This window comes from Trinickia sp., from assembly GCF_057351765.1.
On record NZ_JBMRBK010000054.1, the window covers coordinates 30,425 to 44,721 of the forward strand.

General features: G+C 64.8%; 12 protein-coding genes. 3 read left to right on the plus strand and 9 right to left on the minus strand.

The annotated features are described in order from the left end of the window. Positions 1 to 9: 9 nt before the first annotated feature. A complete protein-coding gene (gene lplT / locus ACO1XS_RS15070) occupies positions 10 to 1,317 on the minus strand; it encodes a lysophospholipid transporter LplT (RefSeq protein WP_331572747.1) in 1,308 nt (435 codons plus the stop codon). Positions 1,318 to 1,550: 233 nt separating this feature from the next. Between lplT and alr the strand changes: the two genes are divergently transcribed. Both alr and radA read left to right on the plus strand, forming a co-directional pair. Then, complete coding sequence (alr, locus tag ACO1XS_RS15075) at positions 1,551 to 2,621, plus strand: alanine racemase (RefSeq protein ID WP_486391061.1); 1,071 nt, start codon at positions 1,551 to 1,553, stop codon at positions 2,619 to 2,621. 90 nt (positions 2,622 to 2,711) lie between these two features. After that, entirely contained in the window at positions 2,712 to 4,088 is a 1,377-nt protein-coding gene (gene radA / locus ACO1XS_RS15080) for a DNA repair protein RadA (RefSeq protein WP_486391062.1), read from the plus strand. 65 nt (positions 4,089 to 4,153) lie between these two features. Here the strand turns inward: radA and ACO1XS_RS15085 are convergent, their stop codons facing one another. Together ACO1XS_RS15085 and ACO1XS_RS15090 are read right to left on the minus strand one after the other, a co-directional pair. Next, positions 4,154 to 5,206 carry a CaiB/BaiF CoA transferase family protein gene (locus ACO1XS_RS15085; RefSeq protein ID WP_486391063.1) on the minus strand — a complete coding sequence of 351 codons (1,053 nt, stop codon included), beginning with the start codon at positions 5,204 to 5,206 and terminating at the stop codon, positions 4,154 to 4,156. Positions 5,207 to 5,243: 37 nt separating this feature from the next. Then, a complete protein-coding gene (locus tag ACO1XS_RS15090) occupies positions 5,244 to 7,202 on the minus strand; it encodes an ATP-binding cassette domain-containing protein (RefSeq protein ID WP_486391064.1) in 1,959 nt (652 codons plus the stop codon). A 126-nt stretch (positions 7,203 to 7,328) separates the two neighbouring features. On the opposite strand from ACO1XS_RS15090, the gene ACO1XS_RS15095 reads away from it, so the two are divergent. Next, positions 7,329 to 7,808: a glutathione peroxidase gene (locus ACO1XS_RS15095; RefSeq protein ID WP_440558701.1), complete on the plus strand. Its 480-nt coding sequence runs from the start codon at positions 7,329 to 7,331 to the stop codon at positions 7,806 to 7,808. A gap of 32 nt (positions 7,809 to 7,840) precedes the next feature. On the opposite strand, the gene cls is transcribed toward ACO1XS_RS15095, so the two are convergent. From cls to dapC, 6 genes are all read right to left on the minus strand, one after another. After that, positions 7,841 to 9,292, minus strand: a complete 1,452-nt coding sequence (gene cls, locus ACO1XS_RS15100; RefSeq protein WP_486391065.1) for a cardiolipin synthase — start codon at positions 9,290 to 9,292, stop codon at positions 7,841 to 7,843. A 91-nt stretch (positions 9,293 to 9,383) separates the two neighbouring features. After that, entirely contained in the window at positions 9,384 to 10,271 is an 888-nt protein-coding gene (prmB, locus tag ACO1XS_RS15105; RefSeq protein WP_486391066.1) for a 50S ribosomal protein L3 N(5)-glutamine methyltransferase, read from the minus strand. A 20-nt stretch (positions 10,272 to 10,291) separates the two neighbouring features. Beyond that, positions 10,292 to 11,431 carry a succinyl-diaminopimelate desuccinylase gene (gene dapE / locus ACO1XS_RS15110; protein WP_486391067.1) on the minus strand — a complete coding sequence of 380 codons (1,140 nt, stop codon included), beginning with the start codon at positions 11,429 to 11,431 and terminating at the stop codon, positions 10,292 to 10,294. A 123-nt stretch (positions 11,432 to 11,554) separates the two neighbouring features. Continuing rightward, positions 11,555 to 11,917, minus strand: coding sequence for an ArsC family reductase (locus ACO1XS_RS15115; protein ID WP_331572765.1), 363 nt, complete (start codon positions 11,915 to 11,917; stop codon positions 11,555 to 11,557). Then, positions 11,917 to 12,744 carry a 2,3,4,5-tetrahydropyridine-2,6-dicarboxylate N-succinyltransferase gene (gene dapD, locus ACO1XS_RS15120; protein ID WP_486391068.1) on the minus strand — a complete coding sequence of 276 codons (828 nt, stop codon included), beginning with the start codon at positions 12,742 to 12,744 and terminating at the stop codon, positions 11,917 to 11,919. Before dapD ends, ACO1XS_RS15115 begins: the two co-directional genes overlap by 1 nt. Positions 12,745 to 12,842: 98 nt before the next feature. Next, complete coding sequence (dapC, locus tag ACO1XS_RS15125; RefSeq protein ID WP_486391069.1) at positions 12,843 to 14,048, minus strand: succinyldiaminopimelate transaminase; 1,206 nt, start codon at positions 14,046 to 14,048, stop codon at positions 12,843 to 12,845. Between the last annotated feature and the right edge of the window lie 249 nt (positions 14,049 to 14,297).

A 14,297-nucleotide genomic window follows, 5' to 3' on the forward strand; every position in this document is an offset into this window, starting at 1 on the left:
GTGCTCGACTCAGTGTTTGACTTCGCCGATCAGCGCGACTGCATCGAAAGCGCGCTGATTGGCTTGGTGGCGCCGCATGACCACCCACATCATCAGACAGACGAACGTACCGAACAGCACGATCACGATCGATACCGGCACGTCGAGCCAGACGAGCACCGCATAAAGGCAGAGCATGATCAGCACGGACAGATTCTCGTTGAAATTCTGCACGGCGATCGAATGTCCCGCGGAAAGCAGCACGTGCCCACGATGCTGGAGCAGCGCATTCATCGGCACGACGAAAAAGCCCGACAGGGCGCCGACGACCATCAGGAACAAGTAAGCAATGATCAGATAGCCGGGCACATGCACGCGCCCGAAGTAAAGGCCCCAGTTCGCGGGAATCAGATGGCGGGTGTAAAAGGCCATGAGCATGACGGCGATGCCCATGAGCACGCCGACGGGCAGTACGGTAAGCGACTTCTTGAGCGGCACTTTGGCTGCGGCTGCCATTGCGCCGAAGGCTACCCCGAGGGCGACGACGGCCTGCAGAATCGCGCCTTCGGACAGCGACATGCCGAGCGAGACTTCGGCCCATTTCAGCACGATGAACTGAAGCGTCGCGCCCGCGCCCCAGAACAGCGTCGTGACCGCCAGCGAGATCTGGCCGAGCTTGTCGCGCCACAGCGTCAGGAAGCACTCGGCGAAATCGGTGACGAGCTTGATCGGACCGTGTTCCTGCCGCGGATACCGTGCGCCGGTATCGGGGATGCGCAGGTTGAAGAGCGCCGCAATGAAGTAGATGCCGACGATGACGAGCATCGCGGCTTCGGCCGGCGTGGCGACGAACGGAATATGGTGCCGAAGGATGTGCACGGCGATATGGGGGCTGATGAGCGCGCCCCCGAGCACGGTACCGAGGATGATCGATGCGACCGTGGTCCCTTCGATCCACCCGTTTGCCGCGACGAGCCGCTCGGGCGGCAGCAGTTCGGTGAGGATGCCGTATTTGGCGGGCGAATAGGCCGCCGCGCCGAACCCGACGATGCCGTAGGCGAGCAGCGGATGCGCTCCGACCATCATGACGATGCAGCCGACGATCTTGATCGTGTTGGTGACGAACATGACGCGCCCTTTGGGGCGGGAATCGGCAAACGCACCGACGAACGCTGCAAGCACCACATACGAGAGGACGAAAAACAGCTTGAGCAGCGGCGTCATCCAGTTCTGGGCATGCAGGTCTTTGAGCAGAGCGATGGCGGCAATCAGAAGGGCACTATCGGCCAGCGACGAAAAAAACTGCGCGGCCATGATGGAATAAAAACCTTTTTTCATCAGATGCGATGCTGTCCTCGTTGTGCCTTGTCCTGGCTCCTCGCGAGCGACGCGTTTGGGCCTATGCCGTTCGAAATGGGTTGTGCGCACGGCTTTATATCACGAAAATAGGTGCCTTCGGACGGCTGCTCGCGTTGCCCAGGCGGCGCCAGCGGCCGTTCACCCGCGCGAAAGGAGCGCCACGAGCGCCCGATAGCGCCTGCTTGCGCCCTTAAGTTCTTACGAAAACACCCATGCCGCGCCCGCTTCTCGCCACGATCCATACCGCCGCCCTGGCCAACAACCTCGCTGTCGCCCGCCGCCACGCGCCGAACTCCAAGGTCTGGGCAGTCGTCAAAGCCAATGCCTACGGCCACGGATTGGCCCGTGCGTTCCCGGGCCTGCGGGCAACCGACGGTTTCGGTCTGCTCGATCTCGAAGAGGCGGCCAAGTTGCGCGAGCTCGGCTGGGCCGGTCCGATCCTCCTGCTTGAGGGCTTTTTCCGGCCTACCGACATCGACGTGATCGACCGGTACAGCCTCACGACGACGGTGCACTGCGACGAGCAGTTGCGCATGCTCGAAATGGCGAGGCTCTCGAAGCCCGTCAACATTCAACTCAAGATGAATACGGGGATGAACCGGCTCGGGTATACGCCCGAGAAGTTCCGGGCCGCCTGGGAACGGGCGCGCGCGTGCCCCGGAGTCGGTCAGATCGCGTTGATGACGCATTTTGCCGATGCGGACGGCGAGCGCGGCATCGAAGAGCAACTCGCGGCATTCGAACGCGGTGCCGAAGGAATCGCGGGCGCGCGCAGTCTTGCGAACTCGGCCGCCACGCTCTGGCACCCTGGCGCGCATTTCGACTGGGTGCGCCCCGGCATCATCCTTTACGGCGCATCGCCCTCGGGCGTCACCGCCGCGATCGAAGGCACCGGCCTGCAGCCGGCCATGACGCTCGCCTCGGAGCTGATCGCCGTCCAAACGCTGAGCGCCGGGCAGACCGTCGGCTACGGCTCGGCGTTCTCGGCACCGGGCCCGATGCGCATCGGGGTCGTGGCTTGCGGCTACGCCGACGGCTATCCGCGCTGTGCGCCCGACGGCACGCCGATCGTGGTCGACGGCGTTCGCACGCGCGTGATCGGACGTGTTTCGATGGATATGCTGACCGTCGATCTTACGCCGTGCCCGGCGGCCAATGTCGGCTCGCGCGTAGAGCTCTGGGGCGCGCAGGTGCCGATCGACGATGTCGCGCGCGCCTGCGGCACGATCGGCTACGAGCTCATGTGCGCGGTGGCGCAACGCGTGCCCGTGCGCGCGGAATAGCTTCGCACCTGTTGCGTTGTGCCCGTCGAGCACCATTGAAACCATCTAGAACGGCCGAACCGGCACCGCCGGATAGCGGACCCATAGCGCGTGGCAAAACAAAAAACGACGTATAGCTGTACCGAGTGCGGCGGACAATCTCCCAAATGGCAAGGGCAGTGCCCGGCCTGCGGAGCATGGAACACGCTCGTCGAGACGGTCGCACCGGCCGCCGGCGCACATCGCTTCCAATCGCTCGCGAAAACCGCCCCCGTGCAACGGCTCGCCGATATCGAAGCGGCCGACGTGCCGCGATTTTCCACCGGCATCGGGGAGTTCGACCGCGTGCTGGGGGGCGGCTTCGTCGCAGGTGCGGTTGTGTTGATCGGCGGCGATCCCGGCATTGGCAAATCGACGCTGCTCCTGCAGTCGCTCGCCGCGCTGGCCGAAGAGCGCCGCGCACTCTATATCAGCGGCGAGGAATCGGCGGCCCAGATCGGCTTGCGTGCGCAGCGGCTGGCGCTTGTCGAGCCAGGCTCGAAGGCGGCCGAGCTGAGGCTGCTCGCCGAGATTCAGCTGGAAAAGATCCAGGCGGCGATCGAGGCGGAGCGGCCCGATGTCGCCGTCGTCGATTCGATTCAAACGATCTATTCCGACGCGCTCAGCTCGGCGCCGGGCTCCGTCGCCCAGGTGCGCGAGTGTGCGGCGCAGCTCACGCGGCTCGCCAAGCAATCGGGGACGACCGTCGTCATGGTCGGCCACGTGACGAAGGAGGGCAGTCTTGCCGGCCCGCGCGTGCTGGAGCATATCGTCGACACGGTGCTTTACTTCGAAGGCGATACGCATTCGTCGTTCAGGCTCGTGCGTGCGTTCAAGAACCGTTTTGGCGCCGTCAACGAACTCGGCGTTTTTGCGATGACGGAACGCGGGCTGCGCGGCGTGGCGAATCCCTCGGCGCTTTTTCTCTCGCAGCACGAGCAGATCGTACCGGGCTCGTGCGTGCTCGTGACGCAAGAGGGGTCACGGCCACTGCTGGTCGAAATTCAGGCTCTCGTCGATACGGCGCATGTGCCGAATCCGCGCCGTCTGGCCGTCGGGCTCGAGCAAAACCGGCTCGCGATGCTGCTTGCCGTGCTGCATCGGCATGCCGGCATCGCCTGTTTCGATCAGGATGTGTTCCTCAACGCGGTGGGCGGCGTGAAGATCGCGGAGCCGGCCGCGGATCTGGCTGTCTTGCTTGCGATCCACTCGTCGATGCGCAACAAGCCGCTGCCGAAGGGGCTGATCGTGTTTGGCGAAGTCGGTCTGGCCGGTGAAATCCGGCCGTCGCCGCGGGGCCAGGAACGGCTCAAGGAAGCGGCCAAGCTCGGTTTCACGGCGGCGCTGATTCCGAAGGCGAATGCGCCGAAGCAGACGATCGAGGGACTGCAGGTATTGGCCGTCGAGCGAATCGACGAGGCGATCGGCCGCGTCAAGGAGCTGGAGTAGCCGCTAGCTGCATAGCGCCCTGCGCAGCGAGCGCATCTTGCAGGCGCGGGCGCGCGAAGTACGCGCTACGAGTCCGCGTCCGTTGTCGTGAACAAAAGGTGTTGGCGCGCTTCCTCGACGGTCAATACGGGGCTCACACAGCAATCGAGCGGCTCGAGCAATGCGAGCCAGGCCGCAAGCGGCTGGCTGGCGATGCGCGCGGCCAGCTCGCGCGTCAGCGATGCAGCGTCGGCGCCGCCCGCCGCCTGACCGAGGCTCCAGTGGCGACTCGTCCAATCCTCGCGCCCCAATGCGCGGCACAGCTTCTCCCAGAATTTGAGCTCCAGCGCGCCGATGGCCAGCCAGCGTCCGTCCGCCGTCTTGTAGACGTTGTAGCAAGGCGCGCCGCCGGTCATCAGTCCGTGTCCGGCGGCGAGGTCCGCCGATGCGGCGTGCTGCCCGCCGGCATGCTCGAGTGTGGCGTGGGCCACGACGTTGCAGGCGCGGATGGCATGCGTCATCGATATGTCGAGAAACGAGCCGCCGCCTCCCTGCGTGACCTGCCATAGCGCGGCAAGAATCTGGGTGAGCGCCGTCGATGCGCCGCCGAGAATATCGGCGATCTGAATGTTGGGAATGACGGGCGTGCCGTCCGCCCCTCGGATTTGATCGAGGACACCGGCGTAAGCCAGATAGTTGATGTCGTGTCCGGGCCGATGCGCAAAGGGCCCAGTTGCACCATAGCCGGTGATCGCGCAGTAGACCAGTTTGGGATTGATTTTGGCGAGGCTTGCGTAATCGAGCCCCAGGCGGGCCATCACGCCGGGCCGGAAGCTCTCGACGAGTACGTGCGATTCGCGTACGAGCGCGCGCAACACCGTGCGGCCCGTCTCGCTCTTCAGGTCCAGCCGCGTTTCACGCTTGCCGCGGTTGACGAGCCGGTAAAACGCGCTCGGCCGGCCCGCGGACCGGTCCGCCGCGCTTTGCAGCATCGCCCGCGCGCCGTCGCCCGCTCCGGGCTCTTCGATCTTGAGTACGTCGGCGCCGAGCTCCGCCAGCCGCAAAGTGGCGAGCGGTCCGGGCAGCAAACGGGTGAGGTCCAGCACGCGCAGACCTCGCAACGGGGCAGTCAAGAGCACACCTCCTCTCGGTCGAATGAGCGCCCGCACCCGGGCGCTAGCCTATCTGTTCGAGTTCCTCCTGCGCTTCGAGCCACTGAGCTTCGAGCGTCTCCAGGCGCGATTGGACATCGGCTTGCTGCCTGAGCGTCTCGGTCAGCCGGGCCTTCATGGCGGGCTCATAGCTGGCCGCATCCGCGACGAACGCGTCTAGCGCTGCCTTTTGCGTGTTCAATGTTTCCATCTCTTTCTCGATTCTGGCAATCCTCGTTTGCAACGGCTTTTTCAGTTGCGCGAGTTTCTGTCGAACCTGCGCCTCCTGGCGGCGCTGATCTTTGCGGTTGGCCGCGCCGGCCGTGAGGCCATCCACCGCGTCGCCAGCCTCGGCATGCGCCGCTCGGGCCGCGCTGCGCGCTTGCGCGGCGTGTTCGAGGAGCCAGTCGCGATAGTCGTCGAGATCGCCATCGAACGGCTCGACACGGTGATGCGCGACGAGCATGAACTGATCGGTGCTCGCTCGCAGCAGATGCCGGTCGTGCGAAACGAGGATCAGCGTCCCTTCGAACTGCGCAAGCGCCATGGTCAATGCGTGCCGTGTTTCGAGATCGAGGTGATTCGTCGGCTCGTCGAGCAACAGCAGATTCGGTTTTTGCCAGATGATGAGTGCCAGCGCGAGCCGCGCCTTTTCGCCGCCCGAGAACGGTGCGATCGGCGCGCTCGCCATGTCGCCGGAAAAATTGAAGCCGCCCAGGAAGTCGCGCAGCACTTGTTCGCGGGCATCGGGAGCGATGCGCGCCAGATGGGCGAGCGGTGAATCGTCGGGCCGCAGCGTTTCGAGCTGGTGCTGGGCGAAGTAGCCGATCACGAGCCCGCGGCCTTGATGCATCGAGCCCGCGAGCGGTTCGAGCGTGCCAGCCAGTGTCTTGACGAGCGTCGACTTGCCTTGGCCGTTCGCGCCCAGCAGCCCGATGCGCTGACCGTTCTGGATCGACAGCGTCACGCCTTCGAGGATCGGGATGTCGATATCGCCGCCATCGCCGCCATCGCCACGGTAACCGCACCGTACGTCCTCCATGACGAGCATCGGATTCGGCGCGGCATCGGGCTCGCGAAACTCGAACGTGAAAGGCGACGCCACGTGAGCCGGTGCGATGAGCTCCATTTTCTCGAGCGCCTTCATGCGGCTTTGCGCCTGCCGGGCCTTGGTGGCCTTGGCCTTGAAGCGATCGATGAAGCTTTGCAGATGGGCGACCGTTTTTTGCTGCTTCTCATAGGCGCTTTGCTGCAACGCAAGCTGCTGCGCGCGAAGGATCTCGAACTGCGAGTAGTTGCCGCCGTAGCGCGTCACCCGCCGGTTGTCCAGATGCAGCGTGACGTTGCAGACCGAGTCCAGGAACTCGCGGTCATGCGAAATCACGATCAGCGTGCCGGGGTAGCGGTGCAGCCAGTCCTCGAGCCAGACGATCGCGTCGAGATCGAGGTGATTCGTCGGCTCGTCGAGCAGCAGCAAATCGGAGCGGCACATTAGTGCCTGCGCGAGGTTCAGCCGCATGCGCCAGCCGCCCGAAAAGCTCGCGACGCTTTCGCGCGTTTGCGCGAGCGTAAAGCCCAATCCGAGCAGCAGCGCCTCGGCGCGGGCGGGCGCCGTATAGCCGTCCGCATCGGCGAAGGCTGCATGCTCGTGGGCGAGGGCCTCGCCGTCATGGGCGCGTTCGGCCGCGGCGATGCGCGCTTCGACCTCGCGCAAATCGGCGTCGCCGTCGAGCGTATATTCGAGGGCCGATTTCTGGGCGGCCGGTGTGTCTTGCGCCACATGCGCGATGCGCCAGGTGGGCGGCAGCGAAACATCGCCCGCGTCGGCATGCAGTTCGCCGCGCAAGACGGCAAAGAGCGTCGACTTGCCCGCGCCGTTCGCGCCGACGAGTCCGGCTTTCTCGCCCGGATTGAGGGCGAACGACGTGGCTTCGAAAAGGGGCTTGACGCCGCGCGAGAGGCTGAATTGGTTGAAACGGATCACGACGGAATTTGACGGCTCGAAAAACGCTATTTTAGACGGGGCTGCCGTGATCGGGCGCGCTCAGTTTGGCCCCGATATCGCATAGACTGCCGGTTCGTCGGGAACGATAACGCAGGAGAGGGCACGATGACATCGCTTTATGAATTTACCGCACGCGAACTCGGCGGCGAGCCGGTGAGCTTGGAACGCTACCGGGACAAGGTGCTGTTGATCGTCAACACGGCCAGTGAGTGCGGGTTCACGCCGCAGTATGCCGGCTTGCAACGCCTGCATGACCGTTATGCCGCGCGCGGCTTCGAAGTGCTGGGCTTTCCGTGCAATCAATTCGGCAAGCAGGAGCCCGGGGACGCGGCCCAGATCGGCAGCTTTTGCGAGAAGCAGTACGGTGTTGCCTTTCCGATGTTCGAAAAAATAGATGTCAAGGGACCGAACGCGCACCCGCTGTATCGCTATCTGACGCGGCAGGCGCCGGGCGTGCTCGGCACGCGCTGGATCAAATGGAATTTCACGAAGTTTCTGGTCGATCGTAGCGGCCGCGTCGTCAAGCGCTATGCGCCGGCCACGAAGCCCGAGGAACTCGAGGGCGATATCGAGGCGTTGCTGTAAAGCGGCAGCCTGCTTGACCCTGCGCCGGTGCATCACAGAATCGGCGAAAAAAGCCGCGCCACATGCATCAGAATCCGCCGCCGCGCGGGTGCATCGTGGTATTCGCTGCGCTCGACTTGGTAGGACTGTTCGAAGTCGTCAAGCAACATGGCCTCGACTTCGCGGGCAAAGCCAGGATCGATCGTCAGCACCATGATTTCGAAATTGAGGCGAAACGAGCGATTGTCGAGATTTGCGCTACCGATCGCGGCGGCGATATCGTCGATCAGCACGACCTTCTGGTGAAGGAAGCCCGGCCGATACCTGAAAATGCGTACGCCCGCCCGCAGCAGATCGTAGGCATACAGCTTCGATGCCTCGAACACCACGTAGTGATCGCGGCGGCTCGGGATCAGGATCCTGACATCGACGCCGCGCATCACGGCGAGCCGCAACGCCGAGAACACCGCCTCGTCGGGAATCAGATAGGGCGACGTGATCCAGACGCGCGTCTGGGCGGCATTGATCGCCTCCACGAAAAACAGCGAGCCGGTTTCGAATTTGTCGGCGGGGCCCGGTGCGACGACGAGACAGTGCATGTCGCCCACCGCCTCGGGTTGCTCGGCTTGCGACGGCGGCAGTTGCGGCAGATCCTGCGTGGCCCAGTGCCAATCCTCGATGAACACGAACTGCACGCTCGCCACCACAGGCCCGCGCAACTCGATGTGCGTATCGCGCCAGGGCGAGAGGCGCGGATTGCCGCCGAGATACTCCACGCCGACGTTATGGCCGCCGACGAATGCGCGTTCGCCGTCCACCACGACGATCTTGCGGTGATTGCGAAAATTCAACTGGAAGCGGTTGACGAAGCGCCGGTTCGTCGCAAACGGATGGATGTCGATGCCGGCCGCGCGCAGCGCCAGGACATAGTGCTGCGGCAGATCGAACGAACCGATGCTGTCGTAGAGAAACGATACGCGAACGCCCGCGGCCGCTTTGGCGATGAGCAGATCCCTCAGCATTCTTCCGAGCGCGTCGTCGCGCACGATGAAAAACTGCACGAGCACGTAGCGCTGTGCGTGCTCGATGGCGTCGAGGATGGCGGCGAACGTCGCGTCGCCGTTGACGAGCGTGCGTGCGCTGTTGCCGGGCAGAAACGGCATGCCGCTCAGGCTTGCCAGCGAGCGCACGACATGGTGACCGAGCGCCTCGGCGGGCGCGCCGGCCGTCGAGGCGCTCGTATCCCAGGTCTGCGGGTGGGCGCGCGAGCGTACCAGCTCGTTCTCGACCCGGCGCGCGTCGACATAGCCGGCGAACTTGCTTCGTCCGAGAAAAAGATACGGAACGACCGTCAAATACGGCATCGCCACGAGCGAGACGGCCCAGGCGATGGCGCCTTGCGAGGTGCGCGTGTGCAAGATCGCATGGCAAGCGGCGACGGCGCCGAGCACGTGCGCCGCAAAGATGAGACTGCCGAGCGAAAGCCAGTTGAATTCGAAGTGCATGAGACAGCCTGTTCCGTCCGCGATGACACGCGCATCGCCCGTGCGCATCTTACCGAAACGCCGGCGGAAGATGATGAGGCCGAAGCGTGCCTCAGGGTGCCGGCAAATCGTTCGCCGAAAGGAGGAACACGCTGTCTTCGCCTGCGCTCGTCGGCAGCCACACGAGATCGAGCCCGCCGAATGCCGCTTCGACATGTGCGCGCTCGTTGCCGATCTCGACGATGAGCACACCTTCTTCGGTCAGCCAGTTGCGCGCCTCCCCGACGATGCGGCGAACGATGTCCATGCCGTCGTCGCCGCCCGCAAGCGCGAGGGCCGGCTCGTGGCGATACTCGGCCGGCAGCTCCGCCATCGATGCGCTGTTCACGTAGGGCGGGTTGGCAATGACGACGTCGTAGCGGCGTTCGGGCAACGGCGCGAAAAGGTCGCCTTCGAACAGCGCAATGCGGTCCTCGAGCCCGTACTCCGTCACGTTGAGCGCGGCGACTTCGAGCGCCGGCGCGGAGATGTCGACCGCATCCACGTCGGCATTCGGAAACGCGTGGGCGGCGAGGATGGCGAGCGATGCGGAACCGGTACAGAGTTCGAGCACCGCGCCGACTTCGTCGGGGTCCGCGACGTAGGGCTGCAGGCCGTCTTCGAGCAACTCGCCGATGAATGAACGCGGCACGATGACGCGTTCGTCGACGTAAAAGCGCCGGCCGTGCATCCAGGCTTCGTGCGTGATGTAGGCAGCGGGCAGCCGTTCGTCGGCGCGGCGAGCGATCACGGCGAGCACTTCTTCGATCTCGCTGGCGAGCAGTCGGGCGTCGAAAAATGGTTCGAGCGTATCGAGCGGCAGGTGCAGCGTATGCAGGATCAGGTACGCAGCCTCGTCGTAGGCGTTGTCGCTGCCATGGCCGTAAGCAAGCCCCGAGGCATTGAAGCGCGAGACCGCATAACGGAGCAGGTCGCGAACGGTGATGAACGGCGTCGTCATTGCTGCAGCTCCTTCGCGCATCAGGCGATCAGCGCTTCAAGCACGCGCCGATAGATGTTTTTGAGGGGCTCGATGAAAGCGAGCTCGATGTGTTCGTCGATCTTGTGAATGCTGCCGTTCGGCGGGCCGAACTCCACGATCTGCTTGCAGATTCGCGCGATGAAGCGTCCGTCCGAGGTGCCCCCTGTCGTCGAGAGCTCGGCGCTCACGCCGGTCTCCTGCCCGATGGCCGCGACGACCGCGTTCGACAGCTCGCCGCGCGGCGTGAGAAACGGCAACCCGCTGACGGTCCAGTCGAGTTCGTAATCGAGGCCGTGTTTATCGAGGATGGCATGCACGCGCTGTTGCAGCCCCTCGACGGTGCTCGCGGTCGAGAAGCGGAAGTTGAACGTCAACTCGGCCCGCCCCGGAATCACGTTGCTCGCGCCGGTGCCGCTGTGCAGATTCGAGACCTGCCAGGTCGTGGGGGGGAAGTATTCGTTGCCGGCGTCCCAGTGTTCGGCAACCAACTCCGTCAGCGCGGGCGCCAGGAGATGAACCGGATTCTTTGCGAGATGCGGATAGGCGATATGGCCTTGCACCCCTTTGACCGTGAGCTTGCCCGACATCGAGCCGCGCCGGCCGTTTTTGACGACGTCGCCGAGTGTCGCGTCCGACGTGGGTTCGCCGACGATGCAGTAATCGAGCGTCTCGCCGCGTGCTTGGAGCGCTTCGACGACTTTCACCGTACCGTACGTGGCGGGCCCTTCCTCGTCGCTCGTGATCAAAAAGGCGATCGAGCCGCTGTGATCGGGATGAGCGGCGACGAACTCCTCGGTCGCGACGACGAAGCCCGCGATCGATGTCTTCATGTCAGCCGCGCCGCGGCCGTAGAGCTTGCCGTCCCGCTGCGTGGGCACGAACGGCGGCGAACTCCATTGTTCGAGCGGGCCCGTCGGCACGACATCGGTATGGCCGGCGAATGCGAGCAGTTTTCCGCCTGCACCGCTTCCGCCGCGCTTGACGGCCCACAAGTTCGTGACACCGTGCGCTTCGATCGTCTCGCACGTGAAGCCGACGGCTTGCAGGCGTTCGATCAGCAACTGCTGGCAATCCTGGTCGTCGGGCGTGACGGATGCACGCGCGATCAGCTGTTCGGTAAGGGCGAGGGTGCCGGACATGGATTCGAATCCGTATCAACAAAAAATGCCGGCCGCACGGCGGCCGGCAGTTGCGTTCGAGGCGTTGTCCCGTGCGACGCACGCCGCGCCGGTGCGCGGCAGGCAGTGCACCGGGGCAACGGGCTACGCGAAAAGCGTTTCGTAGGCTTCGACGGAAAAGCCGAGCGTCTTCACGCGCCCGTCGACCACCACCACGGGGCGCTTGACGACGGAAGGCTTGTCGACCATGAGCGCAACGGCACCGTCGCGCGTCTCGGCGGCCGCCTTGGCGGCATCCGGGAGGCCCCGCCACGTCGTGCCCCGGCGATTCAGCAGCAGTTCCAACGGTACGTCGGCGAGCCACGCGTTCACGAGCGAAGCGGTCAGCCCCGCCTTCTTGAAATCGTGAAACTCGAACGGCACGCCGCGCGCTTCGAGCCAGGTGCGCGCCTTCTTCACGGTATCGCAGTTGGGAATGCCGTAGACGACGGTATGCGCGGCCGACATCAATCGCCCCGCAGCAGCTCGTTGAGGCCCACTTTGGCACGCGTCTTGGCATCGACCTTCTTGACGATCACCGCGCAGTAAAGGCTATGCGACCCGTCCTTCGAGGGCAGATTGCCCGCGACGACGACCGAGCCCGGCGGCACGTAGCCGTAGCTGACTTCGCCCGTTTCGCGATCGTAGATCTTGGTGCTCTGGCCGAGGTACACACCCATCGAGATGACCGAATTCTCGCCGACGATCACACCCTCGACCACCTCCGAGCGCGCGCCGATGAAACAGTTGTCTTCGATGATGACGGGATTGGCCTGCAGCGGTTCGAGCACGCCGCCGATCCCGACGCCGCCCGACAGATGCACGTTCTTGCCGATCTGCGCGCACGAGCCGACCGTGGCCCAGGTATCGACCATCGAGCCTTCGTCGACATAAGCACCGATGTTGGTGTAAGAAGGCATCAGCACGACGTTTTTCGCGATGAACGAACCGCGGCGCGCGATGGCGGGGGGCACGACGCGAAAGCCGCCCGCCGCGAAGTCTTCGGCCGTGTAATGGGCGAACTTCGAAGGCACCTTGTCGTAGAACTGCGAGTAGCCGCCTGCCGGCATCGGGGCATTGTCCTCGAGCCGGAACGACAACAGCACGGCCTTTTTCAGCCATTGGTTGACGACCCATTGACCGTCTTTCTTTTCGGCGACGCGCAGCGCGCCGCAATCGAGTTCGCCGATCGCATGTGCGACGGCTTCGCGCACTTCGGCCGGCGCGGCCTTCGGCGAGAGCTCGGCACGGTTGTCCCAGGCGGTGTCGATGATTTGCTGAAGTTGTTGCGACATGGTCTCGATTTGGCTAAGTGGATATCGGATGGGCAGTTCCGGCCCGGCTGAGCGGTGCGGCAATCAGGCGGCGGCGAGCCGCCGCGCGGGCGCGACCGCTACCGAGCGAGCGAACGGCAGAAATCGACGATGCGCCGGGCGCCTTCGACGCACTCGCTCTCGTTCGCGACGAGCGCCAGGCGGATGAAATCCCGGCCGGGGTTGACGCCATGCGCGGTGCGCGCGAGATACGAGCCCGGCAAAACGGTCACATTATAGTCGGCGTGAAGACGCCGGGCGAATTCGGTGTCCGAGAGCCCGGTGCGTGCGACGTTGGCCCAGAGGTAGAACGCGGCGTCGGGCAGCTTCACGTCGAGCACCTCGGCAAGCATCGGCGTGACCGCCGAAAATTTGCTCACGTATTTCGCGCGGTTTTCGCGCACGTGCGCTTCGTCGCTCCAGGCGGCAATGCTCGCGCTCTGGTAGACAGGCGAAAGCGCGGCGCCGTGATAGGTTCGGTAGAGCAAGAAGCGTTGAAGCAATCGGGCATCGCCTGCCACGAAGCCCGAGCGCATGCCGGGCACGTTCGAGCGCTTCGACAGGCTCGACAGCATGACGAGACGCTCGAAGCCGCGGCCGAGCCGGTGGGCTGCCTCCAGGCTGCCGAGAGGCGGCTTGGCTTCGTCGAAATAGATCTCGGAGTAGCACTCGTCCGAGGCGATGACGAAACCGTGCTCGTCCGAGAGCGCGAACAGTTGGCGCCAATCGTCGAGCGTCAGCACCGCTCCGGTCGGATTGCCTGGCGAGCAGACATACAGCAACTGCGTGCGCGACCAGACGTCTCGCGGCACGGCGCGGTAGTCGCACGCGAAGTTGCGTGCCGGGTCGCTGTTCGCGAAGTACGGTTGCGCGCCGGCCAGCAGGGCCGCGCCCTCATAGATCTGATAAAACGGGTTGGGGCAGAGCACGACCGCATCCGGGCGCGAGCCGTCCACCACCGCTTGCGCAAGCGAAAAAAGCGCTTCGCGCGAACCCGACACGGGCAGCACTTCGGTTGCCGGATCGAGCGCGGGCAGACCATAGCGCCGGGAGGCCCAGCGCGCGATCGCCTCGCGCAGCGCGGGCGAGCCCGCCGTCGCGGGATAGTTCGACAGCGTGTCGAGCGATGCCACGACAGCATCGGTGACGACCTTCGGCGTGGCGTGCTTGGGCTCGCCGATGCCGAAGCTGATGTGAGGCAGCGCGCTCGGCGGTGCCGAGTCCTTGAGCAGGGCGCGCAGCTTTTCGAACGGATAAGGCTGGAGGCTGTCGAGTCGAGGGTTCACGTTGGGCTTCGGCGTTGACGAAATCGAAAGCGGCTGTGCTCGCCCGCTACCATGCCGGATCCGGCGACGCCTTCGGGGCCAAGCCCGCCAGCGCGCTCGAGGCTCGGCCGCGGTGCGGCGACGATCGAGAAGGCGGCCATTATAGCCGCCCTGGCTCGCCCCGTTGCGCTGCGTCGCTCGATGGGCCGGGACGCGATTGGGGCGATGGTATGATTGCCACTTGCCCGCGGGCCGTGCGGCTCGCGGCCC